Annotated in this window: 19 protein-coding genes and 2 tRNA genes; 15 read left to right on the top strand and 6 right to left on the bottom strand. The window is 66.8% G+C overall.

Features of this window, described 5'->3' with window-relative positions; translation table 11 throughout:
• Positions 1 to 182 precede the first annotated feature (182 nt).
• Positions 183 to 1,292, top strand: coding sequence for an alkene reductase (locus tag GLS40_RS11330; RefSeq protein ID WP_160382833.1), 1,110 nt, complete (start codon positions 183 to 185; stop codon positions 1,290 to 1,292).
• A gap of 198 nt (positions 1,293 to 1,490) precedes the next feature.
• On the opposite strand, the gene GLS40_RS11335 is transcribed toward GLS40_RS11330, so the two are convergent.
• Positions 1,491 to 2,276 (bottom strand): SDR family NAD(P)-dependent oxidoreductase, encoded by a 786-nt coding sequence (locus GLS40_RS11335; protein WP_160382834.1) that lies wholly within the window; start codon positions 2,274 to 2,276, stop codon positions 1,491 to 1,493.
• A 102-nt stretch (positions 2,277 to 2,378) separates the two neighbouring features.
• Here GLS40_RS11335 and GLS40_RS11340 point away from each other — a divergent pair, with 102 nt between their 5' ends.
• Positions 2,379 to 3,047: a TetR/AcrR family transcriptional regulator gene (locus GLS40_RS11340; RefSeq protein WP_160382835.1), complete on the top strand. Its 669-nt coding sequence runs from the start codon at positions 2,379 to 2,381 to the stop codon at positions 3,045 to 3,047.
• A gap of 232 nt (positions 3,048 to 3,279) precedes the next feature.
• On the top strand, positions 3,280 to 5,688 hold the full coding sequence (gene lon / locus GLS40_RS11345; protein ID WP_160382836.1) for an endopeptidase La: 2,409 nt from the start codon (positions 3,280 to 3,282) through the stop codon (positions 5,686 to 5,688).
• A gap of 135 nt (positions 5,689 to 5,823) precedes the next feature.
• Here the strand turns inward: lon and GLS40_RS11350 are convergent, their stop codons facing one another.
• Positions 5,824 to 7,230, bottom strand: coding sequence for an MFS transporter (locus tag GLS40_RS11350; RefSeq protein WP_160382837.1), 1,407 nt, complete (start codon positions 7,228 to 7,230; stop codon positions 5,824 to 5,826).
• 220 nt (positions 7,231 to 7,450) lie between these two features.
• Between GLS40_RS11350 and GLS40_RS11355 the strand changes: the two genes are divergently transcribed.
• The 3 genes from GLS40_RS11355 to GLS40_RS11365 all read left to right on the top strand — a co-directional run bounded on the left by GLS40_RS11355 (position 7,451) and on the right by GLS40_RS11365 (position 10,069).
• Complete coding sequence (locus GLS40_RS11355) at positions 7,451 to 7,885, top strand: HU family DNA-binding protein (RefSeq protein WP_160382838.1); 435 nt, start codon at positions 7,451 to 7,453, stop codon at positions 7,883 to 7,885.
• Between the two features lie 18 nt (positions 7,886 to 7,903).
• Positions 7,904 to 7,978, top strand: a tRNA-Val gene (locus tag GLS40_RS11360).
• Positions 7,979 to 8,560: 582 nt separating this feature from the next.
• Complete coding sequence (locus tag GLS40_RS11365) at positions 8,561 to 10,069, top strand: flavin-containing monooxygenase (protein ID WP_160382839.1); 1,509 nt, start codon at positions 8,561 to 8,563, stop codon at positions 10,067 to 10,069.
• On the opposite strand, the gene GLS40_RS11370 is transcribed toward GLS40_RS11365, so the two are convergent.
• Together GLS40_RS11370 and GLS40_RS11375 are read right to left on the bottom strand one after the other, a co-directional pair.
• Positions 10,066 to 11,205, bottom strand: coding sequence for a serine hydrolase domain-containing protein (locus GLS40_RS11370; protein ID WP_160382840.1), 1,140 nt, complete (start codon positions 11,203 to 11,205; stop codon positions 10,066 to 10,068). The genes GLS40_RS11365 and GLS40_RS11370 overlap by 4 nt on opposite strands.
• A gap of 234 nt (positions 11,206 to 11,439) precedes the next feature.
• Positions 11,440 to 11,515 (bottom strand) — tRNA-Val (locus tag GLS40_RS11375).
• A gap of 47 nt (positions 11,516 to 11,562) precedes the next feature.
• Here GLS40_RS11375 and GLS40_RS11380 point away from each other — a divergent pair.
• On the top strand, positions 11,563 to 12,354 hold the full coding sequence (locus tag GLS40_RS11380; RefSeq protein ID WP_160382841.1) for an HAD-IIB family hydrolase: 792 nt from the start codon (positions 11,563 to 11,565) through the stop codon (positions 12,352 to 12,354).
• Positions 12,355 to 12,369: 15 nt separating this feature from the next.
• A complete protein-coding gene (locus GLS40_RS11385) occupies positions 12,370 to 13,590 on the top strand; it encodes a glycosyltransferase family protein (RefSeq protein ID WP_160382842.1) in 1,221 nt (406 codons plus the stop codon).
• A 291-nt stretch (positions 13,591 to 13,881) separates the two neighbouring features.
• Here the strand turns inward: GLS40_RS11385 and GLS40_RS11390 are convergent, their stop codons facing one another.
• Positions 13,882 to 15,630 carry a sugar phosphorylase gene (locus GLS40_RS11390; RefSeq protein WP_328598896.1) on the bottom strand — a complete coding sequence of 583 codons (1,749 nt, stop codon included), beginning with the start codon at positions 15,628 to 15,630 and terminating at the stop codon, positions 13,882 to 13,884.
• 270 nt (positions 15,631 to 15,900) lie between these two features.
• Between GLS40_RS11390 and GLS40_RS11395 the strand changes: the two genes are divergently transcribed.
• Positions 15,901 to 17,694 (top strand): amidohydrolase family protein, encoded by a 1,794-nt coding sequence (locus tag GLS40_RS11395; RefSeq protein ID WP_160382844.1) that lies wholly within the window; start codon positions 15,901 to 15,903, stop codon positions 17,692 to 17,694.
• Positions 17,695 to 18,455: 761 nt separating this feature from the next.
• On the opposite strand, the gene GLS40_RS11400 is transcribed toward GLS40_RS11395, so the two are convergent.
• Positions 18,456 to 18,668, bottom strand: coding sequence for a DUF1127 domain-containing protein (locus GLS40_RS11400; protein WP_235905889.1), 213 nt, complete (start codon positions 18,666 to 18,668; stop codon positions 18,456 to 18,458).
• Between the two features lie 247 nt (positions 18,669 to 18,915).
• Between GLS40_RS11400 and GLS40_RS11405 the strand changes: the two genes are divergently transcribed.
• The 6 genes from GLS40_RS11405 (at position 18,916) to GLS40_RS11430 (ending at position 24,963) form a co-directional block, all read left to right on the top strand.
• Positions 18,916 to 20,013, top strand: coding sequence for an Mrp/NBP35 family ATP-binding protein (locus tag GLS40_RS11405; RefSeq protein WP_160382846.1), 1,098 nt, complete (start codon positions 18,916 to 18,918; stop codon positions 20,011 to 20,013).
• 1 nt (position 20,014) lies between these two features.
• A complete protein-coding gene (locus GLS40_RS11410) occupies positions 20,015 to 20,476 on the top strand; it encodes a GNAT family N-acetyltransferase (RefSeq protein ID WP_160382847.1) in 462 nt (153 codons plus the stop codon).
• Positions 20,477 to 21,362: 886 nt separating this feature from the next.
• Positions 21,363 to 21,851 (top strand): division/cell wall cluster transcriptional repressor MraZ, encoded by a 489-nt coding sequence (locus GLS40_RS11415; protein ID WP_160382848.1) that lies wholly within the window; start codon positions 21,363 to 21,365, stop codon positions 21,849 to 21,851.
• Between the two features lie 3 nt (positions 21,852 to 21,854).
• The gene (gene rsmH / locus GLS40_RS11420; RefSeq protein WP_160382849.1) at positions 21,855 to 22,847 is read left to right on the top strand and encodes a 16S rRNA (cytosine(1402)-N(4))-methyltransferase RsmH; all 993 of its coding nucleotides are present in this window, start codon (positions 21,855 to 21,857) and stop codon (positions 22,845 to 22,847) included.
• The gene (gene ftsL / locus GLS40_RS11425) at positions 22,844 to 23,185 is read left to right on the top strand and encodes a cell division protein FtsL (protein WP_160382850.1); all 342 of its coding nucleotides are present in this window, start codon (positions 22,844 to 22,846) and stop codon (positions 23,183 to 23,185) included. Before rsmH ends, ftsL begins: the two co-directional genes overlap by 4 nt.
• Positions 23,182 to 24,963, top strand: coding sequence for a peptidoglycan D,D-transpeptidase FtsI family protein (locus GLS40_RS11430; RefSeq protein ID WP_160382851.1), 1,782 nt, complete (start codon positions 23,182 to 23,184; stop codon positions 24,961 to 24,963). The genes ftsL and GLS40_RS11430 overlap by 4 nt, the downstream gene beginning before the upstream one ends.
• Positions 24,964 to 24,976: the final 13 nt, after the last annotated feature.

Here is a 24,976-nt window from a genome sequence, read left to right on the forward strand (position 1 = left end):
ACACCTTCGGGCAGGATAACATTCTTTGACCATCCCGCAAAACCGCGGGCGCCGGGGGACGGGGCATCCGAATACGGGACGGGGCCATGCGCTGCCGGCATTTGTAATGCGGCGTTGGGGCATTACCTCGGATGGTCCAGGGCCGCAGGCTGTATGGCGGGCCCACAAGGAAAGGACGCTCGATGACCGAAGCACTGTTTACCCCCTTCACCGCAGGCGACATGGCGCTGAAGAACCGGGTCGTCATGGCCCCGCTGACCCGCAACCGCGCCGACAACGACACCGGCGAGGTCGGCGACCTGCATGTCGCATATTACCGCCAGCGCGCCGGGGCCGGACTGATCGTGACCGAGGCGTCGCAGATCTCGCCCGTGGGCAAGGGCTACCTCGCCACGCCCGGCATCCATACCACCGGCCAGGTCGCCGCCTGGCGCAAGGTGACTGACGCGGTGCACGCGGCGGGCGGCCGGATCGTGATCCAGCTGTGGCACGTGGGCCGGATCAGCCATGTCTCGCTGCAGCCCGGGGGGCAGGCGCCCGTCTCGGCCTCGGCCGTGCCCGCCGGGGTCAAGACCTTCACCGCCAACGGGTTCGAGGAGACTTCGCCCCCCCGTGCCCTGACGGTGGAGGAGATCGCCGCGACGGTGGCCGATTACCGCCACGCCGCCCGCTCGGCCATCGAGGCCGGGTTCGACGGGGTCGAGGTGCATGGCGCGAACGGCTATCTGATCGACCAGTTCCTGAAGACCGGCACCAACAGGCGCGACGACGCCTATGGCGGCAGCATCGAAAACCGCACCCGCTTCCTGTTCGAGGTGATGCAGGCCGTCACCGACGAGATCGGCGGCGCGCGCACCGGGCTGCGCCTGTCGCCCTATTCGCCGGCCAACGGGATTTCGGACGCCGATCCCACGCCGCTTTTCACCCATGCGATCCAGGGGCTGAACCGGTTCGGGCTGGCCTACCTGCACATGGTCGAGGGCGCGACCGGCGGCTCGCGCGAGCTGGCCGAGGGCGAAAGCATCGCCGCGCTGCGGGCGCATTTCGACGGGCCCTACATGGCGAATAACGGCTACGACCGCGCGATGGCGCTGAATGCCGTGGCCTCGGGCGCGGCGGATCTGGTGGCCTTTGGCCGGCCCTACATCGCGAACCCCGATCTGGTGGAACGCCTGCGCCGCGACGCGCCGCTGAGCGAGCTCGACCGCGAAACCCTCTATGGCGGCGGGGCCGAGGGCTATACCGACTACCCGGCCCTTGGCGCTGCCGAGCAAGGCCAGGCCGCCGGCTGACCACCGCCCCCCGGTTGGTCCCCCGGCCCCCGCGCCGGGGCCTCGCGGTGCGGGGATCCCCGCGCCGGACCCCATGCCAGCATGGACAAGGCCCGTGGAGTGCGACCTCCACGGGCCTTGTCCGTGCTCCGTCCCCGTGTGGGGCAGCAGCCCCGCATGTGCCCCGCACCGGCCACTCGGAAGGCGCCGCAGGCCCCCTTAGCCCGGCTGCGCTTCCTGCATGTTGCGCACGGTCTTCAGGATGTAGCGCATCGGCAGCATCGGAGAGATCCGCATCATCATCCGGCGCGACCGGCTGACCCCGGCATAGACGTTCAGCTCTCCCGCCATCATCGCCTCATAGCCGATCCGGGCGACCTCGGCGGCGGAGGTGGTGTTGGCGAACAGCGGCGTCTTGTCCATCCCCGAGGTGGCCGCGAATTCGCTGGCCGTGGCGCCGGGCATCAGTGTGGTGACGGTGACGGCGGTGTCGCTGACCTCTTCGGCGATGGCATTGCCCAGGAACTTCACAAAGCTCTTGGAGGCGAAATAGACCGCCTGCAGCGGCCCCGGCACGATGGCGGCGGTCGAGGCGACGTTCAGGATGCGCCCCCGGTTGCGCGCGACAAAGCCGGGCAGGAACAGCCGGGTGAGCGCCGACAGGGCGATCACATTCACCTGGATCATCTCGCGGTTCCGCGTCCAGTCCTGTTCGTGGAACTTGCCGCGCAGGGCAAAGCCCGCGTTGTTGATCAGATAGCTCAGCTCGACCCCTTCGGACGCGACCGTGTCGTGGATCCGCTGCGACGCCGCCTCTTCGTTCAGGTCCTCGGCGATCACCAGCACGCGGGTGCCGTGTTTCGCCTCGATCTCGGCCTTCAGCGCATTCAGCCGGTCCAGCCGCCGGGCCACCAGCACCAGGTCGCCGCCCCTGGAGGCATGCAGCCGGGCCATTTCGGCGCCGATGCCGCTGGAGGCGCCGGTGATCAGTGCAACGTCTTTCATGGTGTCTCTCCCGATGGGGTGAATCCGAATCTGGATTCGGTTTTGACATCCTCGCCGCGACCTGTCAATTAAACCGAACGCAAATTCAGTTTGAGACGTGACGTGGCAGAAAACCGTTGGACCTCCGAGCTGCACTGGCGGCGCGCCGGGCAGCAGACGCGCAGCGAGCGCACCCAAGCCGCCCTGATGGATGCCGCCGAAGAGCTGCTGATGGAGAAGGGGGCCGAGGCGACCTCGATCGCCGATATCGCCAGGCGGGCGGGGTTCTCGGTCGGATCGGTCTATCACCATTTCCGCGACAAGCGGGCCCTGCTGCTGGCGTTGTTCAACCGCATGACCGAGTCCTACGCGGCGCTGACCCGCCAGGCCTCCGATCCCGCGATGTGGGAGGGCGCGCGCATCCGCGACCTGTTCCGGGGCTATCTGGAGGTGACGCTGAGCCTGTCGCGCGACCACGGCGCGGCCAAGGCGGCGGTGTCGGCGGCGGTCGCCGATCAGCCCGAGCTGGCCGTGCATTACGCCGAAATCCAGGGAGAGACCCGTCGCGCCCTGCTGGGGCTGGTGCTGGCCCGCCGGGACGAGATCGGGCATGCGGCGCCAGAGGCGGCGGCGGGTTTCGCCATCGACCAGCTGGCCGCGATGCTGCGCGCCCGGCTGGACCCGGTCCAGAAGGTTTCGGCCCTGCGCGACATGGACGACGCCGCCTTTGTCGACGAGGCGCTGCAGATGGTTTCGGACTACCTGCGGCTGGCACCGGCCGGGGCGGGCTGAGCGCCGTCAAGTTTCCGTTACGTCCGCCATTCGACGGTTAACCGGGCACCTGTCAATTTTCCCTTAAAGCACCACATTCGCAACTTGCCTGTGCCCCGCGCTTGAGGCCACACTGGCCGCAACGAGGTTGAAACCGGGGTGACAGGGCCCCAGATTAAGCCTTCATAAACCGGGGGAAGCCGGGTCGCCGATCATCGGGGCCAGAGCTTTCCGCCTGAACTAAGGATAGAGCATGACGAATCCCCTCAACCCGTCGTATCCGGTCCTTCCGCTGCGCGACATCGTGGTTTTCCCCCACATGATCGTGCCGCTCTTCGTCGGCCGCGAGAAATCGGTCCGCGCGCTTGAGGAAGTGATGGCGGACAACAAGCAGATCCTGCTGTCCAGCCAGATCGACCCCGCCGAGGACGACCCCGACACCGACGGAATCTACGAATCCGGCGTGCTGGCCAATGTGCTGCAGCTGCTGAAACTGCCCGACGGCACCGTGAAGGTGCTGGTCGAGGGCCAGGCGCGCGTGCAGATCGTCGAATATCTGGAAAATCCCGACTTCTTCGAAGCCCGTGCCGAGTACCTTGAGGAAACCGAGGGCGACCGCGACACGATCGAGGCGCTGTTGCGCTCTGTCGGCGCCGAGTTCGAGCGCTACGCCAAGGTCAAGAAGAACATCCCCGAGGAAGCCCTTGCCGCCGTGGCCGAAAGCACCGAGCCGGCGCGTCTGGCCGACCTGGTCGCCGGGCATCTGGGCATCGACGTGGGCCAGAAGCAGGACCTGCTGGAAACCCTCAGCGTCAGCGAGCGGCTGGAAAAGGTCTATGGCCTGATGCAGGGCGAAATGTCCGTCCTGCAGGTCGAGAAGAAGATCAAGACCCGCGTGAAATCGCAGATGGAGCGGACGCAGCGCGAGTACTATCTGAATGAGCAGATGAAGGCCATTCAGAAGGAACTCGGCGATGGCGAGGACGGCCAGAACGAGGTCGCCGAGCTGGAAAAGCGGATCGCCGATACCAAGCTGTCGAAAGAGGCCCGCGAAAAGGCCGAAGCCGAGGTCAAGAAGCTCAAGAACATGAGCCCGATGAGCGCCGAGGCGACGGTGGTGCGCAACTACCTCGACTGGATGCTGTCGATCCCGTGGGGCGTGAAGTCCCGCACCAAGAAGAACCTGCACAATGCGCAGGAGGTGCTGGATACCGATCACTACGGGCTGGAGAAGGTCAAGGAACGCATCGTGGAATACCTGGCCGTGCAGCAGCGCAGCCAGAAGCTGAAGGGGCCGATCATGTGCCTCGTCGGCCCTCCGGGCGTGGGCAAGACCTCTCTCGGCAAGTCGGTCGCCAAGGCCACGGGGCGCGAGTTCATCCGCATCTCGCTGGGCGGCGTGCGTGACGAAAGCGAGATCCGCGGCCACCGTCGGACCTACATCGGCTCGATGCCCGGCAAGATCATCCAGGCGCTGAAGAAGGCCAAGACCACGAACCCTCTCATCCTGCTCGACGAGATCGACAAGATGGGCCAGGATTTCCGTGGCGACCCGGCGTCGGCGATGCTGGAAGTGCTGGATCCGGAACAGAACTCGACCTTCGTGGATCACTACCTTGAGGTCGAATACGACCTGAGCAACGTGATGTTCCTGACGACCGCGAACTCCTACAACATGCCGGGCCCGCTTCTGGACCGGATGGAGATCATCCCGCTCGCCGGTTACACCGAGGACGAGAAACGCGAGATCGCCAAGCAGCATCTGGTGGCCAAGCAGATCAAGAACCACGGCCTGCGCAAGGGCGAATTCTCGATCAGCGACGACGCCCTGAACGAGATGATCCGCCGCTACACCCGCGAAGCCGGTGTGCGGAACCTGGAACGCGAGATCGCCAAGATCGCGCGCAAAGCGGTGACCAAGATCATCAAGAAAGAAGCCGAGACGGTCGAGGTGACGGCGGCAAATGTCGACGAATACCTGGGCGTGAAGAAGTTCCGCTATGGCCTGGCCGAGAAGGACGACCAGATCGGCGTCGTGACCGGGCTGGCCTGGACATCGGTTGGCGGCGACCTGCTGTCGATCGAGGCGCTGCGCCTGCCGGGCAAGGGCCGGATGAAGACGACCGGGAAACTGGGCGACGTGATGAAGGAATCCATCGACGCCGCGTCCAGCTATGTCCGCTCCATCGCGCCCGAGATCGGGGTGAAACCGCCGCGTTTCGACAAGTGGGACATCCACGTCCACGTGCCTGACGGGGCGACGCCCAAGGACGGCCCCTCGGCCGGCCTGGCGATGGTGACCGCCATCGTTTCGGTGCTGACGCAGATCCCCGTGCGCAAGGACATCGCCATGACCGGCGAGGTCACGCTGCGTGGCAATGCCTCGGCCATCGGCGGGTTGAAGGAAAAACTGCTGGCCGCTCTCAGGGGCGGGATCACCACGGTCTTCATCCCCGAAGAGAACGAGAAGGACCTGGCCGACATCCCCGACAACGTGAAGCAGGGGCTGAACATCATCCCCGTCACCCACGTGCGCGAGGTGCTGAAACAGGCGCTGATCCGTCAGCCCGATCCGGTGGAATGGGATGAGGAGGCCGAAGAGGCCGCCGCAGCCGCCCGTGCCCTGGGCGAAAAGGGTGGCGAAGGCGCAACCGCGCACTGACCCGGCCCTGACCGAAAGACCAAAGGCCCGCCCGGCATCTGCCGTGGCGGGCCTTATTCGTTTTGCGGGCCGCCCCCTGCCTTGGCGGCGGGGCCTGTGGGCGCGGCGGCAGGCGCGCAGGCTGGCCGGGGCCGGTCAGTCCCGGATCGCCCGTGGCAGCGAAAGCGTCGCCGCCAGCCCCGCCAGCGCCACCGCCGCCGCGCCGCCCCAGATCACCCAGACCGCCCCGGTGCCGGAGCCCGATTGCAGCGCCGGGATCAGCCCGGTCAGCCCGGCGGCCCATCCGCCCAGCCCGGCCCCCACGGCAAAGCCCGTCGTCTGGATCGTCGGCATGAAGGAGCTGGTGCGCCCCTGCTCCCCCTCGGCCGTGGCCCGCATGATCGCCTGGTTCGCCGGTCCCCAGACCAGCCCGAAGGCGACGCCCGACAACCCGTGCCCGATCGCCACCAGCCCGGGCAGCCCGGCCGAGAATCCGCAGGCGATGGTCAGCGCGCCCGCCACCTGGAACGCAGGCCCGGCCCGCATCAATGTGTGGCGCAACCCGGCCGGGCGTGCCGCGACCCACATGGCCGACAGGCTCCAGCACATGGCCATGGTGACGGCCATCCACCCGACCCAGACCGGCGAGATGTCAAAGGTCTCGCGCAGCGACAGCGGCAGGAAGACCGAGGATACGCTCTGCGCCACCGGCATCAGGAACAGCGCCCATGTGGCCCGCCCCACGGTGCCGGTGCGAAAGGCCGCGCGCGGGAAGAAGGCGTCGTCGGCCCCCGCGTCCCGGTGCAGCGCGGCGGCAAAGAGGGCCAGCCCGACGGGGATGGCCAGCGCCGCCAGGGGCAGGGCGGGCAGGGCGGCGGGGACCGACAGCAGCACCGCCCCGGCCAGGCACATCTGCACCGGCAGGGAAGGGGTGACGCGCCGTTCGGGTGCGCGCGGCGGGCGTGCGGGCAGGATCAGGGTGGCACAGATCAGGAACAGGATGGCAAAGGGCAGGCAGACCAGCATCGCCGCCCGCCAGTCCAGATATTCGGTCGCAAAGCCCCCCGCCAGCGGCCCAAGGGCGGCGGCAAGGGCCCAGACGACCGCCTCGACCGAAAAGACGCGCTGGACGAGGGCGGGGGCGATCAGTTCTGGAATCAGCCCGTAGCAGAGCGCCACGATCAGCCCGTCCGACAGCCCCTGCATCGCCCGGCCCAGGGCAAAGACCGCGCCCGCCGGGGCGGTGGAGGTCAGCAGCACCCCGGTGACAAAGACCGTCGCCGCGCCAAGCGCCAGCCGCCGCGCGCCGAACCGCGACCTGAGCCGGGCTGACAGCAGCCCGCCGGTCACCACGCCGATGAAGAACAGCGCATAGGCCACCGGCAGCATCGGCAGGGCGCCCAGATCGGAATAGGCCACGGGGACCGAGGCCGCGATCGCCAGGTCGTTGAAGGCATGCATGCCGACCCCGGCCGAGATCAGCATGACCGGCCCGCGTTGCCCGGGGGCCAGGATGCCCGTGGCCCCGGCCGTTGCCGGGACGATTGTCGAGTGTTCGCTCATGTCTGCCTGCCTCTGTTCCAGTCCGGTGACTCGCACTCTGCAACCTCAACCGCGGTTGAGGTCAAGCGGTCCGTCGCCGGGCGGAAGTCCGGGCGCCGCTGATGTTTCGCGGTGACGGTTGCCGTTGAAAATAAGGCCATTTTTGGGCGCAACTGGATTGGATCCGCCCCCGGTGATAGGGTCCGCGCACGGGGGCAACCTGAGCAGAGGGCACTGAAACATGGCCAAGTCGACTACCACCCGTTCGGCGGAGACGAAGACATCCGCCACCAAGACCGCGACCGCAGCCAAGACTGCGAGCGCGGCCGCCAAGACGGCCGTCGCGGCCGCATCCACGCCCGATCTGAAGGTCGTGGACGAAACCGTGCCCAGCGTCACCGGGCCGGAGCTGAAGAAGAAAGAGCTGATCGACCTGGTTGTCGAACGCTCGGGCCTGAAGAAGAAGGATGTGAAGCCGGTGGTCGAGTCCGTGATGGCCGTCCTCGGCGAAGCTCTGGGCGCGGGACGCGAAATGAACCTGCAGCCGCTCGGCAAGATAAAGGTCAACAAGATCAAGAACGTGAACAACGGCAAGGTTGTGATCACCCGCATCCGCCAGTCCACGGGCACCGTGGAAGCCGCCGAAAAAGACCCGCTTGCAGAGGCGGAAGAGTAACGCTAAACACCGCCGCACGGGTGATTAGCTCAGTGGTAGAGCGCTTCGTTCACATCGAAGATGTCAGGAGTTCGAATCTCTTATCACCCACCATCTAATTCCTTGAAAGGTCTCGATTATTTCGGGGCCTTTCTTCGTTTTGCAAGGTGTCTTCCGGGGGGGTCAACCTAAGGTCCGGATGCATCGATTTGCAATGCGCCGCGTGATTCACGGCCCGGAAAACGCAGCGCAGACAAGAGCGACCTTTCCTGGCTGACCGGGGCGCTGATGGCCTGGCTTGCGCCCCTTCTTTGCGACGTCGCACGGCAAGGCGTCGAAGTCGCGGTCGATGGCAGACGGGTGCCGGGTGGGGCGGCCTACTGCGGCCAGCATGGTCGCGCGCAGGGGGATCGGTTCCCCGACAACCGGGGGCGTGGCCGACCAATCGGGCGCGGCACGGCCTGATCCCCCTGTCTTCCAAGCCTTCGCCAAGCCAGCCCATGTCGTATCCCGCGGACTGCGGGGCAACCGCTCTGCCGCCCAGAGGCCGCTCAACGGACCTCTGCTTCCGGTGTCATCGCTGACCTGGCCGGTGGCCAGCCCTGCCATCCATCTGCCGGATGCCCGCCAGCCATTGCAATCTGCGCGGGAAAACGGTGCAATCGGTTTCGAATGTCGGGTCTGGAGGAGGACAGCATGAACAAGATGACCGGGCTGAGCGCTGCGGGATCGCTCGAAACCCTGACAGAGCCGCTGGACGTGCTGATCGTGGGGGCGGGGATCTCGGGCATCGCCGCCGCGCGCTACCTGCGGGCCGAGCGGCCCGGCGACAGCTTTGCCGTGCTGGACGACAACGAAAGCTTTGGCGGCACCTGGCTGACCCATACCTACCCCGGCATCCGGTCGGACAGCGACCTGCACACCTTTGGCTACAGCTTCAAGCCCTGGATCGGGCCGCCGATCGCCACGGCCGGCGAGATCCTCGCCTATATGCGCGAGACGATCGAGGAAAACGATCTGGCCGGCACGCTGCATTTCGGCGCCCGCATCTCGACCGCCGCATGGGATTCGGACCGCAAGCTGTGGACCGTGACCGCGACGGACAAGGCCACGGGGCGCGAGCACGAGGTTTCGGCCCGCTTCCTGTGGATGTGCCAGGGCTATTACCGCCATTCCAAGGGCTACACGCCCGACTGGCCGGGGATGGCGGATTTCGCGGGCGAGGTCATCCACCCGCAGAACTGGCCCGAGGATTTCGACGGCGCCGGCAAGCGCATGGTGGTCATCGGATCGGGCGCCACAGCGGCGACGCTGGTGCCCAATGTCACCGACCAGGTCGATCACGTGACCATGTTGCAGCGCTCGCCCACCTATTTCCGGTCCGAGAAGAACGAGATCGAGATCGCCACCAAGCTGCGCCGCCTGCAGGTGAGCGAGGAGTGGATCCACGAGATCGTCCGCCGCGAGATCGTGCTGATGGGCCATGATTTCACCGAACGGTGCTTTTCCGAGCCCGAGCAGGTGAAGGCCGAGCTGGTGAGCGTCGCCCGCGCGTACCTGGGCGAGGCGTTCGACGTCGACACGCACTTCACCCCCGACTACCTGCCCTGGCGCCAGCGCATCGCGCGGATCCCGGACGGCGATCTCTACAAGGCGCTGGCGGGCGGCAAGGCCTCGATCGTGACAGACGAGATCGAGCGGTTCGAACCCGACGGCATCCGCCTGAAATCCGGCGATCTGCTGCCCGCCGACGTGGTGGTGACGGCCACGGGGTTCGACCTCTGCGCCTTTGGCGACGTGGCGTTTTCGGTTGATGGCCAGCCGGTCGATTTCCACGACACCGTCGGCTATCGCAGCATGATGTTCACCGGGGTGCCGAACATGGTCTGGGTGATGGGCTATTTCCGTTCGTCCTGGACGCTGCGGGCCGAGATCGTGGCGAAATTCGTGATCCGCCTGCTGGACCACATGCAGGAGACGCAGAAATCCCGGGTCGAACCGCAGCTGCGCGCCTCGCAGAAGGACATGCCGATCCACGACTGGGCGGACGAAGCGGACTTCAACCCCGGCTACCTGCTGCGCGGGCAGCACGTGCTGCCCCGGCGCGGGGCGGATCCGGAATGGGCGCTGAATCAGGACTACTGGACCGAAAAGGACGAATTCGAGGCCATCGACCTGTCGGACGAGGTCTTTGCCTACGACTAGCCCGCCGGGGCCGGGCCGTAGATCGCGCTGTTGATCTGGTCCGGCAGCGTGCCCGACATCCCCTCATAGGCGGTGTTGGTCAACAGCAGCGAGATCCGGTCGTTCGCCGGGTCCATGAACCAGGAATGCCCGTAGACGCCGCCCCATTTCATCGTGCCGGCGGGCAGCGCGCTGTTTGATGCCGCCGGGTCGGTATGCACCGCCCAGCCATATCCAAAGCTCCACCCCGGGCCCTGGATCGTGGGCATGTCGGTGGGGATCTGCGGCCGCGACATCCGCGCCACGCTGTCCGGGGACAGCAGCGGGGTGCCATGCCCGGCTAGGCTGGCCAGCACCGCCATGATATCGGGCGCCGATCCGGTCAGCCCCGCGCCGCAAGAGGCGAAGGAACCCGCGTCATGGGCGCGGGAGGGGGCGAAGGTCACGCCGCCCTCGTCCCAGAGCAGGGGGCGCATCCCGTCCTCGGCCGGGATCGGTTCGGGGCTGGCGTCCAGATAGGCGGTGGCGAGGTCCGGCGCGGGCGGTGTGGTGAAACGCAGGCTGGTCAGGCCCAGCGGGGCCGAGATGCGGCTGTCGATCAGCTGTTGCAGGCTCTGCCCGGTGGCCGCCTCGGCCGCGGCGCCCAGCACGTCGATCCCGACAGAGTAGCGCCAGGCGGTTCCCGGCGGGAAATAGAGCGGGGCGGCGGCGATCCGGTCGAGGTTCTCGGCCATCGACAGGCCGGGCTGGTCCATCCCGTCCGAGATCCCGGCCCTGGCATAGGGGCCGGTCTCGGCCTCAAGGAACCTGTAGCCCAGGCCCGAGCTGTGGGTCAGAAGGTGATGCAGCGTGATCTCGGGCGCCGTGCCGTCGGGCAGGCGGGGCCGGAACCCGGGCAGGAAATCGGTGACCGGCGCGTCCAGCGACCAGGTGCCGTCCTCCTCCAGCGCCATGAACAGTGCGGAGGCCACCGGCTTGGTCACCGAGGCGAGCCGGAAGCGGTCGCCAAGCTGCATCGCCCGCCCGGTGGCCCGGTCCGATTGCCCCACTGCACGGGCATGGACCCGCTTGCCGCCCTCGGTCACGATCAGCACCGCGCCGACGATGCGTTTTTCGGCCAATGCGCTGTCCAGCGCCGCGTCGAGTCCTGCCTGCATGCCCGTCTCCTTGTCTGCGCCGGGCAGTAGACGCCGGATCCGGGGGAGGCTCAAGCCGATGTCCGAAATGTGATGGCGGGGGCCGGAGCTTTGCGGATTGGCGAGGTCGCGCGGGACCGCAGGGGCCGCCGCCCGGGCGCCCGGGCGCAGGGCAGGCGAGTGTCCGATGCCTGGAAATCCAAGGGGCCGCTGGCCCGGTGCGGACCCGTGACGCAGGGGCTGTCCTGATGCGGATGGTGGGTGATGAGGGACTCGAACCCCCGACATCTTCGGTGTAAACGAAGCGCTCTACCAACTGAGCTAATCACCCGTGGCGCTTCGTCTACCCCAAGCGGCGCGCAGGGAGCAAGAGCCTGAATGACCGCCCTGGACCTGATTGTCTTTTCCGATCTCGACGGCACCTTGCTGGACCATGCCACCTATGACTGGAGCCCGGCGCGCCCGGCGCTGGACCGGCTGGCGGCGCTGGATGTGCCGGTGGTGCTGGCCTCGTCCAAGACTGCGGCCGAGATCGCGCCGCTGCGCCGCGAGATGGGGCTGGAGCGCTGGCCCGCGATTGTCGAGAACGGCGCCGGGCTGCTGCCGGCGGGGCAGGGGGCCGATGCGCCGGGGCCGGAGTACCCCCGGCTGCGGGCGGTGCTGAAGGGGCTGCCCGAGACGCTGCGCGCCGGGTTCGAGGGCTTTGGCGACTGGTCCGATGCCGAAGTCGCCCGCCGCACCGGCCTGCCGCCCGAAAGCGCGCGGCTGGCCCGCATCCGCGCCTTTTCGGAACCGGGGATCTGGGGCGGCGACGATGCCGGGCGCGATGCCTTTGTCGCGGCGCTGGCGGCGCAGGGCGTGTCGGCCCGGCTGGGTGGGCGCTACCTGACGCTGTCCTTCGGCGGCACCAAGGCCGACCGGATGGCCGAACTCGCCACCTCGCTGGGCCGGACCCGCATGGTGGCCCTGGGCGATGCCCCCAACGATGCCGAGATGCTGACAACGGCCGATATCGGCGTCGTCATCGCCAATCCGCATGGCCCGGGCCTGCCGGAACTGCCGGGCGAAGCCGCAGGTCGCATCCGCCGCAGCACGAAAACCGGTCCGGCGGGTTGGAACGAAATGATCCTGCCGCTAGTTTCGGATCAGGCCGACACCCCGGCCGGATGACATGGGACGGACCGCGTGACGGATTTTCATCAGAACGGCAATATCGCGACGATCCACAACCTGCGCACGACAACGGACGAGGATCTGACCCGCGAACTCGTCAATTTCGCCACGACCCGCAAGATCAGCCTCATCCTGCCCTCGCTCTATTCCGAACTGGAGGGCGACGCCCTTCCCAACATCCTGCAGGAACTGGCCAAGGTGCCCTATCTGCACCGGATCGTCATCGGGCTGGACCGGGCGGACGAGGCGCAGTACCGCCACGCGCGGGACTTCTTCTCGGTGCTGCCGCAGAACCACGTGGTGATCTGGAACGACAGCCCCCGGATGCTGGAAATCCAGGCCCGGCTCGAAGGGCTGGGCCTGGCGCCGACCGAACCGGGCAAGGGCAAGAACGTCTGGTCCTGCCTCGGCTTCCTCATCGCCTGCGCGGATTCGGCGGTGGTGGCGATCCACGATTGCGACATCGTCACCTACGAGCGCGAGATGCTGTCGCGGCTGGTCTATCCGGTGGCGAACCCGAATTTTCCCTACCAGGTGGCCAAGGGCTATTACGCCCGCATCGGCGACGGCAAGATCAACGGGCGGGTCAGCCGGATGCTGGTCTCGCCCCTGCTGATCGCGCTGAAACGGGTGATCGGGGACCGGGATTACATCGATTTCCTGCGCGCCTTTCGCTATCCGCTGTCGGGGGAATTCGCGATGCGGACCTCGATCCTGCCGGACCTCAGGATCCCCTCGGACTGGGGGCTGGAGATCGGCGTGCTCTCCGAGGCCTGGCGCAACCTCGCGCCCAAGTCGGTCTGCCAGGTCGAGATCGCGGATGCCTATGACCACAAGCACCAGGATCTCAGCCCCGAGGACAAGAGCCAGGGCCTGTCGCGCATGTCGATCGACATCTGCAAGGCGGTGTTCCGCAAGCTGGCCGCCGACGGGACGGTGTTTTCCGAAGAGGTGTTCCGCACGCTGAAGGCGACCTATTACCGCTCGGCGCTGGACCTGCTGGACTGCTATTACAACGACGCGCGGATGAACGGGCTCTGGGTCGACCGGCACCAGGAGGAGGCCTCGATCGAGATGTTCGCCGAGAACATCACTGCCGCCGGGCATGTGTTCCTGGAGAATCCGGCCGAAACGCCCTTCATTCCGACCTGGAACCGGGTGCATTCGGCTGATCCCGACCTGATGGCGGACATGCTGAAAGCGGTGGCCGCGGACCTGCGGGAATACGGCTGAACCCATCGCCCGGGGGCGGCGCCCCGAGACATGACCGCATCTGCGGCCCGCCCCCCGATCGGGGGGCGGTGACATCGGCCATGCTTGGCGTTCGCTCGATCCGGCGGCTGAATTGCGACGGCGTGGGGGGCGCTGCCCCCGTCCGCGCTGCGCGCGGACTCCCCCGGAGTATTTCGGACGAGATGAAGCCCGGGTGGATCCCCCGGCTTCATCTCGTTCCAAATACTCCCGCCGGAGGCTCCGGCCGCGTCAGCGGGCGGATTCGGCGGAGCATCTGCAAAGCGCGCAGGCTCAGCCGCGGTTGGTGATCCAGCGGCACTGGTAGGGGGCAAAGCGGATCGGCGGGCCGTTGGGGTCCACGTCCTCGCCGGTCAGCAGGTCGCTCCAGGCCTCGCCGTCGATCAGGTTGATCGCCATCGGCTCGATCTCGACCTCGGAGGCCGAGACATTGTGCAGGGCAAAGATCGACTGGTCGCGGTCCAGGCTCTGGCGCCAGAGGCCGAAGATGCGGTGGTCGAGCTGCAGGGTGAACTGCGTCGCATTCGGGTGGAAGCCGCGCTGGCGGCGGCGGATGCTGATGCGGCGCAGCATCTCGGTCAGCACGACGTGGTGCTGCGAGTCCGGGGTGTCCAACCGGGCCTGCAATTCGGGATATTCCCAGCGGTGGCGGTTGATCGCCCGGTTGTGGCCGCTCTTTTCCACCCCTTCCACGTCGTTGTTCGTGGCCAGCAGCGAGTGGATGTAGAAGGCCGGGATGCCTTCCAGCGCCATGACGAGGGTCTGGCTGGCCAGGAACCGGGCGATCTGGTGGTCGTCCTCGCCCGCGAAGGTGCCCTTCATCGCCTCGAACCAGGTGATGTTGAGCTCGTAGGGGGACTGGCCGCCATCGGGAAGGGCGCGCATCGAGACGCGGCCGCCAAAGTCCTGCACCGCCTGGATCACGCGGCCCGTGTCCTCGGCCGAGAGGATGCCCTCGGCCGGGCGCATGCCGATGCCGTCATGGGACGCGGTGAAGTTCAGGTAGGCGCAGCCCATCTGCGCCGGAGGCATGCCGCCCTGCCAGCGGATCAGGTTCCTTGCCGTTCCCGCCAGCATCGCGTGCAGCACCAGCGGCGGCAGCGAGAAATTGTAGACCGCATGCGCCTCGTTCCTGTTGCCGAAATAGCTGAGGTTTTCGGCGTTGGGCACGTTGGTTTCGGTCAGCAGGATCAGCGGCTCGGTCGCGTAATCGGCGAAATGGCGCATCAGGCGCACGATCGCATGGGTCTGCGGCATGTGGATCGACTTGGTGCCGGCCTCTTTCCAGATGAAGGCCACGGCATCCAGCCGCACGATGCGCACGCCGTTGTCCATGTGCAGCCGCATGATGCGCAGGAATTCCAGCAGCACCTCGGGGTTGCGGAAGTCGAGGTCGACCTGGTCGTGGCTGAAGGTGCACCAGACGTGGCGCGGCCCGCGCGAGGTTTCGACCTCGCGCAGCAGGGGATGGGTGCGGGGGCGAACCACCATCGAGAGGTCTTCGTCGGGCGAGGCCTCGAAGAAGAACCCGTCGAAGGGCGAATGCCCCTGGCGGTAGGCGTTGAACCAGTTCGACTGCGACGAGACATGGTTCAGCACCAGATCCGACATCAGCAGGAACTCGGTCCCGATCCGCTTGATATCGGACCATTCGCCCAGCACCGGGTTCACCGCCCGGTAATCGGTCACGGCAAATCCGTCGTCGGAGGTATAGGGAAAGAACGGCAGGATATGCACGCCGTTGATCACCCCGGCGAGGTGGCTGTGCAGGAAGTCGCGCAGCAGGTCCAGCGGCTTGTGCGCGCCGTCGACGATGGAATTGCCGTAGGTGATGACCAGCGCGTCGCGTTCCGACCATTGCCGGTTGCCGGGCACCCGGCCGCGTTTGCGCATCACCGTGCCCTCGGGCCAGAAGGCCTCGGTCATCCGGGCCGCCAGGGCAGCGGCGTCCTGCTCCGGGTAGATCTGGCCGATCAGGCTGAGAAGCTTGGCGGTGAAGGGAGAAGAGGTATCGCTGCTCACACCCGGAAATCCTGTCCTTTTCCATTGAGTCCCAGAACTTGGCCCCACATGCAAGCTTCTGCACGGATGTGAGCGCCGGACATTCCGGGAAATCCCCCCTGCGGCGGGCAACGCCTGTGCAGTCATCGCCGGGGCCCGGCGGGGCGCAAGAGCGGATTTCTCCTTTTCCCGCAAAGATTGAATCGTCTAGGCTGTGCCGGGGCGCTGCGGCATCAATTTGGCCGGGCAGAGGCGCCTGCGATTTGAAGGCAATGCATTGGAGGGCCGGTATTGGCACAGGACGGTTCGATCTCGCGGCGGGCTTTCATTGCCGGGGCGGGGGCCCTGGCTTCGGGCTGCACAGTCAACGGGATGGATTACGCCCAGGCCTCGATCTGCGAACCGCCCGGCGATGGCGGCCCGGTCCGGATCGACATGCATTGCCACCTGATGAACATCCACGACCTGTCCGAAGGCGCCTTTCTGGCCAGGCGGTTCTTTGACATCGAGGATGATGCGGCGCCGACCACCGAGGTCATCGCCATCGCCCTGGCCCGCGCCCTTGGCAGCCTGCTGTCGACCGGCGCCTGGACGATCAAGCGCGAACGCGAGGTGCTGCGGGTCGAGATGACCAGGGCGCCGGACCTGACACCGGCCGGAACGAAGCGCACGGCGCGGCAGTCGAACCGGGATTTCTGTTTCTTTGCCGGGCGCACGCAGCAGGGCCTGCTGAAGGCCGAGACGATCCAGCCCTTCTACAACGCCTTTTTCAACGCCGAGGCGCAGAACCAGGCGACGGGCATCTTTTCGACCCGGATCCGCAACGCGGCGCGGATGATGACGCTGTTTCCGCAGACCGACATCTTCCTGCCCTCGATGGTCGATCTCTACGAAGGGTCGAAGCGGTTCAACTATCCGCTGCAGATCGCGTTCTATTCGGAACTTGCGCTGGCCACGCGGGGGCGGTTCCTGCCGCTGGCCTCGTTTTCGCCGGAACGGGAATACGATGACCGGCGCAAGGGGCGTTCGCCCGACAATCCCGAATTTCCCAGCCAGCTCTACTATCTGAAATACGCCATCGACCAGATGGGGTTCGTGGGCGTCAAGCTGCACCCTTCGTCGGGATTCGCGCCGACGGACAACCTGCGGTGGGGCTGTGTGAACGAATCCGGGCGGCGGATCAGCGAAAGCGATGCCGAGCTGTACCAGAGGTTCACCGCCTACGACGCCTATCTGGCCGAGCTCTTCGCCTTCTGCAAGGAACGGGACGTACCGGTGCTGACGCATAATTCCACCGGGATCAGCGCCAATCTGGTCTGCATGCGCGGCGGCGCTCCGGCCAGCCATCCGCTGGACCGGCTGCCGCCCGCGACAGACGCGGCGGGCCAGCCCGTGCCCGGCACCTGGACCTACCCGTTCCGCGATCCCGACCGCCCCGGGCTGCACCGGCGCTATCGCCCGGGGCAGGAGGTCGCCCCCGGCGTGGCCGATCCGCGCGACGAATCCGACTGGACCAACAGCCCGGCCGCCTGGGCCCAGGCGATGGAGGAGGCCGATACGGCAAATCCCGCGCTGCCCGGGCTCAAGGTCATATTGGCGCATTTCGCCAATGCCTTTGCGGTGAGGCCGGACGCGGCGGGCGTGCCGCGCCTGCATCCCTCGCGCTGGCTGATGGATGCGGCCCGTCTGATGCGGCGGCAGCGCAACCTCTACACCGACCTGTCCGAGGTGAACGAGTTCTTTGCGCCCGAAAACGCCGGCGCCTATGGACAGGTGTTCCGGGATCTTCTCGGGGCCGAACCCGCGCTAAGGCGCAACATCATGTATGGCTCGGACTGGCATATGCCCAACACGGCGCTGGCGGGGGCAAGCTATCCGGGCAAGGTGGAATCGATCCTGCCGGACCGGATCAGGCCCGCCGTGATGGGGGGCACTGCGGCGGAGGTCTTTGGCCTGCGCTCCGGTCATCAGACCCGGGCGCGGCTGGCGCGGTTCTTTGACGATCCTCCGCTGATCGACGGCACCCGGCGGAGGCCTTCGATCAGTCTGCCGACAACGGATATCGGGTGGTGGGACCGCCTCTGACAGGCTGCGATCCGCGACGGGATCAAGGCTGACCTTTCGAGAGGGACGGCCCGGCAGTCCCGTGCCTGATCTTCCAGACATGCCGACACAAAAAAACGGCGGTGCCAGGGAGGAGGAGAGGCACCGCCGTTCATTTCACGACCACCCAGGGAGGAGGAGAGGGCAGCCGATGCGTGTGGCCCGGATGGGCCTTGTTGTTACGGCAAAATCTCCGGCGCCAGGGAGGAGGAGAGGCGCCACCGATCTTGCCGTCACCGACCCAGGGAGGAGGAGAGGGCCGATGTACGTTCGGGGCCCGGCGGCCCCTTGTTCCATGCAAGGTTCCGGCGGTGCCAGGGAGGAGGAGAGGCACCGCCGGACTTGCAGCGACCGGTCCAGGGAGGAGGAGAGGACCGGCGCGTTCCGCTGGGGCGATCAGGGCCCCTATGTGTCTGGTGCAAGGTTCCGGCGGTGCCAGGGAGGAGGAGAGGCACCGCCGGACTTGCAGCGACCGGCTCAGGGAGGAGGAGAGAGCCGGCGCATTCCGCTGGGGCGATCAGGGCCCCTATGTCATCTGTGCAAGCTACCGGCGACACCAGGGAGGAGGAGAGGTGCCGCCGGTCTTGCTATCACCGGCCCAGGGAGGAGGAGAGGACCGGCAAATTCCGTGGAGCGTATCCCCGCTCCGGGGTAGAAGGGTGCGGCGACGCCAGGGAGGAGGAGAGGCGCCGCCGCAAGTTCACAGAAGACCCAGGGAGGAGGAGAGGGCCTTCTGATCCGAATTACATGTTCCGGTAGGCTTCTTCGTGTGCCAGCGACCGGATCATCGAACGGTGCAGTCCCAGGTCGCCGAGTTCGCGATCCGAGAGAGCCGAGAGTTCAGCAACGCAGCGGCGGTAGGCGCCGTAGCGGGAAAGCTTCTCGGCCAGACGCCCGAAGAAACCTGTTTCCAGTCCGCGGACCGGAGCTTTCGTTGCCTGGGTGTCAGTGATCATTGCCATCGTCGTAACCTTTCATCGTCGTCTGCGCGGGCTCGTTTCCGTCGTGCCGTTGCTGTATCTGTTGGGTTAAAGATACGATTATGCTGCAACTGCACAATGCCCGATGCGGCAATGCTGCTATGCAGAAAGTGCATACGGAGTGTTGACCTAACGACAATTGATATTGTTGGATATTTTCGAGCGGTGGTCCTATGTGCACATTAATAAATCAAACTGGCGTATCTATGCCTGAAAGGGTGGCATGTCTGTAACGCGCAACGACGTTAACCAAATACTCACCAAGCTGGAGCTGCCCGACGGGGGGACTCTGGTGTCCCGCGACATGATCCGGGCGCTGACCGTCGACGGCGGCGCGGTGCGGTTCGTGATCGAGGCTCCATCGCCCGAAGTGGCCCGCCTGATGGGCCCGCTGCGCGACGCGGCCGAGCGTCTGGTGGGCTCGCTGCCGGGCGTGACCTCGGTGCAGGTCGCGCTGACGGCGCATAGCGGCGGGCCGGGCGGGGCATCGGCCCCGTCTCAGGCTCAGCCTCAGGCGCCCAGCCTCAAGATCGGCGGTCATCCCACGCCGCAGGCCGGCCCGACCAAGCCCTCGGGCGTCGACCGCATCCTGGCCATTGCCTCGGGCAAGGGCGGGGTGGGGAAATCCACCGTCTCGTCCAACCTGGCCGTGGCGCTGGCCCGGCAGGGGCGGCGGGTCGGGCTGCTGGATGCCGATATCTACGGCCCCTCGCAGCCGCGCATGATGGGGGTCAGCCAGCGCCCCGGCTCTGTCGACGGCAAGACCATCGTGCCGCTCAAGGCGCATGGCGTCACCATGATGTCCATCGGGCTGATGATGGAGGAGGGCAAGGCCGTGGTCTGGCGCGGCCCGATGCTGATGGGCGCGCTGCAGCAGCTGATGGGGCAGGTGGACTGGGGCGAACTGGACGTGCTGATCGTCGACCTGCCGCCGGGCACGGGCGATGTGCAGCTGACGCTGTGCCAGCGCACGCAGCTGACCGGTGCGCTGGTCGTGTCGACCCCGCAGGACGTGGCGCTGCTAGACGCGCGCAAGGCAATCGACATGTTCAACACGCTCAAGACCCCGGTTCTGGGGCTGATCGAGAACATGTCGACCTTTATCTGCCCCCATTGCGGCCAGGAATCCCATCCTTTCGGGCACGGCGGCGTGGCGGTCGAGGCCGAGAGACTGGGCATTCCCTTCCTCGGCGCCCTGCCGCTGGACCTCGACACCCGGCTGGCGGGCGATGCGGGCACGCCGATTGCCGCCGGTGACTCGGCCCAGGCCCAGGCCTTTGCCCGGCTGGCCGACCGGCTGGTGCAGGGCGGCATGGCCTGAGATGGCACTGATCTTCCGCCCCGCCCGTCCGGGCGAGGCGGGGGCGCTCAGCGCATTGTGCCTGCGGTCCAAGGCGGTCTGGGGCTATGACGCGGCCTTCATCGCCGCTTGCCGGGCCGAGCTGACGCTGGGGGCCGAGGATTTCGCCCTCTGCCGTCTGGCGGTGGCCGAGCTGGCGGGGCAGGTGGCCGGGCTGGCGCAGCTCGGCCCGGGGCCGGGGCCCGATGTCGCCGAACTCTGGAAACTGTTCATCGCGCCCGAGGCGCAGGGCCGGGGGTTGGGCCGCGCGCTGATGGCCTGGTCCTGCGCCGCGGCGCGGGCACGGGGCGCGCGCAGCCTTCATATCGTCGCCGATCCGGGGGCCGAGGCGTTCTACCGGCGCATCGGGGCCAGCCGGACGGGCGAGGCGCCGTCGGGGTCGATCCCGGGCCGGGTCCTGCCGGTGCTGCATCTCGCCCTCTGATCGCCGTTAAGGGGCTCTCTTGGAATAGATGGGAATTGCCGTCCTTTCGGGCCGGACGGTCTGCGCGGTCCTGGGCGCCCCCGCTGTCGCGGCCCGTGCCACGGGCCAAAATGCGGCCCCGGGCACCTGTCGGGGCGAGATTTCTGGAAAATCTGGGAAGGCCGCACCGGATAGGGCCGCGGTTTTGGATAATCTGGGAATGTGGGGGCGAAACCGCCCCTCGGAGGGGCGTCAGGCGGGGAAATCCGGCCAAACCAGAATCACGGGGCCGTGATTCGAGGGGGAATCTGGCGGAATCTGTCCGATTCACATCCGCTCATGGGGCTGTGATTTGCGGAAGGTTACATAATCCGGTAAATTAGATGGCTCAGCGTGGAAAAGTTGGGAAAAAAGTGGGTCCGGGCGCGGGTCTATATATTGTGTGCCTAAGGCATATATTAACCAATTGTGCCATTTTGCCTGTGGATAGTTTTACTACATGTTGTTTTTGGGCATCGGTCGGCACCACTGGTGGCTTTTCCGAGGCGACAAAGTTCTTGTCTCCCATGTTTTCCCATGTCATCCATGTACTCACAGATGAGGACGGGAAACGGGGCGCAAACAAGACCCCAAAAAACTTCCCAAGGCAGTGATCATACAGGCAACCCGCTTCATCAAAACTGAGAGATCCGTAGCGCGAGCGAGCAGACATCCCCCCAGGTGGCACGCGTAAACGGACACCCCGGAAACGGGACGAGGGCGGCGGATAGGGCAGTGGCAGCAGCTCCTATCCGCCGTTTTCCGTTTCAGGGTCCGAGATCTCGGTCGGTTCGTCAAGGGGGAACAATATCGAGGGGCGCAACAGGCAGTGGCCCGCGCGAGATTCAGAGGCGAACTCCATCAGAAGATGGACAGCAAGGGGCGGGTTCTTCTCCTGCCCGACTGGCGCCGCTTTCTCGAGTCCGGCAATGCCGATCACACCCCCGGCGACGCGCCCAGCATGGTCATCGTCTATGGCGACCACCTCTATGGCTACGTCGAAGGCTACACCCACGATGAAATGGAGAGTGTCGAGGCCGATATCGACGCTCTGCCCGACGGTTCGGACGATCGCGAGGCGATGGAGCAGTTCATCCTGACGCAGTCCAAGACCGTCTCGCTGGACGACACCGGCCGCCTGGTCCTGCCTGCGCATATGCGCGACAAGCTGGGCGTCGCCAACGGCAGCGGCATCTATGTGCGCGGCCGGGGCCGGACCTTCGAAATCTGGAACGCCGAGACCTATGCCAAGGTCAAGGACCAGAAGGTCAACCGCTGGCTGGACGGCAAGGATGGCGGGCAGGCGGCCCGGCAGCTGCTGGACAGCGCGCGGCGCAGCCGGACAGGGGACGAATAGGCCATGGCAGAGCGCGGCCCTGCCCCCGATGCCCCGCATATCCCGGTCCTGCTGCGGCCGCTCCTCGCCGCGGTCGCCCCGGTTGGCGGGCGCTGGCTGGACGGCACCTTTGGCGCGGGCGGCTATACCCGGGGGCTGCTGGCGGCCGGGGCCGACAAGGTCTATGCGGTCGACCGCGATCCGATGGTCTTTGAGATGGCGCGGGACTGGGCCGGCGCATACGGCGACCGGATCGAGATGGTCGAGGGCGTCTTCTCGCAGATGGACGACTATGCCCAGGAACTGGACGGCGTGGTGCTGGACCTCGGCGTGTCCTCCATGCAGCTGGACCTGGCCGAACGGGGGTTCTCGTTCCAGAAGGACGGGCCGCTCGACATGCGGATGAGCGGGCAGGGGCCAAGCGCCGCCGATCTGGTCAATTCCGCCGACGAGGGCGAGCTGGCGGATGTGCTGTTCCAGTATGGCGAAGAGCGGGCCTCGCGCCGGATCGCGCGGGCCATCGTCAAGGCGCGCAACGCACAACCCATTGAAACCACGCTGGAACTGGCCCGGATTGTCGAGGGCTGCCTGCCCCGGCAAAAGCCCGGCCAGTCGCATCCGGCGACCCGCAGTTTCCAGGCGATCCGCATCGCGGTGAACGACGAATACGGCGAGCTGGCGGCGGGCCTCTCGGCGGCGGAACGGGCGCTGAAGCCGGGCGGCTGGCTGGCGGTGGTGACCTTTCATTCGGTCGAGGACCGCATGGTCAAGCGGTTCCTGCAGCAGCGCTCCGGCGGCGGCGGGCGGGCCAACCGCTATCAGCCGCTGGCCGAAGAGGTCGCGCCGCGGTTCGAACTGCGCAGCCGCAAGGCCATCGGCCCGGATGACGAGGAACTCTCGCTGAACCCGCGGGCCCGGTCGGCCCGGCTGCGGGTCGCGCAACGTACCGAGGCCCCGGCGGGGGGCATCGACACATCGGCATTGGGGATGCCGCAACTCAGGGGGAAATCGACATGAGAAGCCTGTTCTACCTGCTTTCGTCGCTGGCCGTGATCGGCCTGGCGGTCTGGGCCTATCGCGAGAATTACGAAACGCAGAAGGTCGCCTCGCAGGCGCAGAGCCTGCAGCGCGAGATCGGCGAGGCGCGGGCCCGTCTGGCGGTGCTCAAGGCCGAATGGGCCTATCAGAACCGCCCCGACCGGCTGCGCCAGCTGGCCGAGATCAACTTTACCGACCTGGGGCTGCTGCCGCTGCGGCCCGACCAGTTCGGCAAGGTCGATCAGGTCGCCTTCCCGGTCAAGGACCTGCTGTTCAACGCCCCCATCGAAGTGTCCAGCGACGGAGCCAGCCAATGATCCGCACGCCCCTGCGCCCGCTTGCCCGAATCCTGCGTGCCCGTGACATGGGCGACAACCCGGATGCCATCGAACGCGAGAACATCCGCCTGCGCCACGAGGAGATGCGCGACCAGGCCCGCCAGCGGGCCGAGGGCCGTCTGCTGGTGCTGGGCGTGACCTTCTTTTGCGCCTTCACGGTGATCGGATTCCGCATGGGGGCGCTGGCGAATTCCGAACCCGAGGAACCGCGCGCCTCGGCCGCCGGATCGGCCATCGTGGCTGCACGGGCCGATATCACCGACCGCAACGGCCGGGTGCTGGCGACCAATCTGGAAACCCATGCGCTTTATGCCCATCCGCAGCAGCTGGTCTATCCCGAACGCGCCGCCAAGAAACTGGCCGCGATCTTTCCCGATCTGGACGAGGCGCGGCTGATCAAGGATTTCACCGGCCCGCGCAAATTCCTCTGGGTCAAGAAACGCATCAGCCCGGAACAGCAGCAGGCGGTGATGGATATCGGCGATCCCGGCCTGCTGTTCGGCCCGCGCGAGATGCGGCTTTATCCCAATGGCCACCTGGCCGCGCATATCCTGGGCGGTGCCGGGTTCGGAACCGAAGGCGTGCAATCGGCCGAGGTGATCGGCACGGCGGGGGTGGAACGCCGGTTCGACGGCTATCTGCGCGACCCGGCCAATGCCGACAAGCCGCTTGAGCTGTCGCTGGACCTGACCGTGCAGGCGGCGGCCGAACAGGTGCTGTCCGGCGGCATGGCGCTGATGAACGCCAAGGGCGCGGCGATGGTGCTGATGGACGTGCATACCGGCGAGATCGTCGCCATGAGCTCGCTGCCCGATTTCGATCCCAACGACCGGCCCGCACCGCCGACCAAGGGCCATCCCGATGACAGCCCGCTGTTCAACCGGGCGGCACAGGGGCTGTACGAACTCGGCTCGACCTTCAAGATATTCGCGACATCCCAGGCACTTGAGCTGGGTCTGGTCAATCCCGACACGATGATCAACACCAAGGGCCCGATCGCCTGGGGCCGGTTCCGGATCAACGACTTCCACGATTACGGCGCCCAGCTGAGCGTGACCAACGTGATTGTCGAAAGCTCCAACATCGGCACCGCGCGCATCGCCCAGATGATCGGGGCCGAGCGGCAGAAAACCTATCTCGCCCAGCTGGGCCTGGCCGCGCCCACGGCGGTGGAGCTGCTGGAGGCGCGCCAGGCGCAGCCGCTGCTGCCGCCGAAATGGACAGAGCTGTCGGCGATGACGATTTCCTACGGCCACGGCATGTCGGCCAGCCCCCTGCACCTTGCGGCCGCCTATGCGGCGGTGGCCAATGGCGGGACCCAGGTCCGCCCCACGCTGCTGAAGCAGGAAGGCCCGCAGAAAGGCGTGCGGGTGATGTCGGAACGCACCTCGGCCCAGTCCCGCGCGATGCTGCGCAAGGTCGTGACCGAGGGCACGGCGTCGTTCGGCGAGGTCGAGGGTTACGCGGTTGGCGGCAAGACCGGGACCGCCGACAAGCCCAAGCCCACCGGCGGGTATTACGATGACAAGGTGATCGCCACCTTTGCCTCGATGTTCCCGGCCTATGATCCGAAATACGTTCTGGTCGTCACGCTGGATGAGCCGTCCGAGAATTCGGGCCGGACGCCGCGCCGAACGGCAGGCTGGACGGCGGTGCCGGTGGCGGCCGAGATGATCCGCCGCGTCGCGCCGCTGCTTGGCCTGCGGCCCGACGTTGAACCCGGGCAACTGGCTGGTATAACGCTGACATCAAACTAAGCCGGAGGGCAGG

The sequence above is a fragment of the Pseudooceanicola pacificus genome (genome assembly GCF_009789075.1).
GTDB classification, from domain to species: Bacteria; Pseudomonadota; Alphaproteobacteria; order Rhodobacterales; family Rhodobacteraceae; genus Pseudooceanicola; species Pseudooceanicola pacificus.

Coding starts and splice junctions, on each gene's coding strand:
- GLS40_RS11330 (WP_160382833.1), top strand. CDS start 183: ATGACCGAAGCACTGTTTACCCCCTTCACCGCAGGCGACATGGCGCTG.
- lon (WP_160382836.1), top strand. CDS start 3,280: ATGACGAATCCCCTCAACCCGTCGTATCCGGTCCTTCCGCTGCGCGAC.
- GLS40_RS11370 (WP_160382840.1), bottom strand. CDS start 11,205: ATGCAGGCAGGACTCGACGCGGCGCTGGACAGCGCATTGGCCGAAAAA.
- GLS40_RS11405 (WP_160382846.1), top strand. CDS start 18,916: ATGTCTGTAACGCGCAACGACGTTAACCAAATACTCACCAAGCTGGAG.
- GLS40_RS11415 (WP_160382848.1), top strand. CDS start 21,363: ATGGACAGCAAGGGGCGGGTTCTTCTCCTGCCCGACTGGCGCCGCTTT.
- GLS40_RS11400 (WP_235905889.1), bottom strand. CDS start 18,668: ATGATCACTGACACCCAGGCAACGAAAGCTCCGGTCCGCGGACTGGAA.
- GLS40_RS11350 (WP_160382837.1), bottom strand. CDS start 7,230: ATGAGCGAACACTCGACAATCGTCCCGGCAACGGCCGGGGCCACGGGC.
- GLS40_RS11410 (WP_160382847.1), top strand. CDS start 20,015: ATGGCACTGATCTTCCGCCCCGCCCGTCCGGGCGAGGCGGGGGCGCTC.
- GLS40_RS11335 (WP_160382834.1), bottom strand. CDS start 2,276: ATGAAAGACGTTGCACTGATCACCGGCGCCTCCAGCGGCATCGGCGCC.
- GLS40_RS11430 (WP_160382851.1), top strand. CDS start 23,182: ATGATCCGCACGCCCCTGCGCCCGCTTGCCCGAATCCTGCGTGCCCGT.
- rsmH (WP_160382849.1), top strand. CDS start 21,855: ATGGCAGAGCGCGGCCCTGCCCCCGATGCCCCGCATATCCCGGTCCTG.
- GLS40_RS11365 (WP_160382839.1), top strand. CDS start 8,561: ATGAACAAGATGACCGGGCTGAGCGCTGCGGGATCGCTCGAAACCCTG.
- GLS40_RS11355 (WP_160382838.1), top strand. CDS start 7,451: ATGGCCAAGTCGACTACCACCCGTTCGGCGGAGACGAAGACATCCGCC.
- GLS40_RS11380 (WP_160382841.1), top strand. CDS start 11,563: ATGACCGCCCTGGACCTGATTGTCTTTTCCGATCTCGACGGCACCTTG.
- ftsL (WP_160382850.1), top strand. CDS start 22,844: ATGAGAAGCCTGTTCTACCTGCTTTCGTCGCTGGCCGTGATCGGCCTG.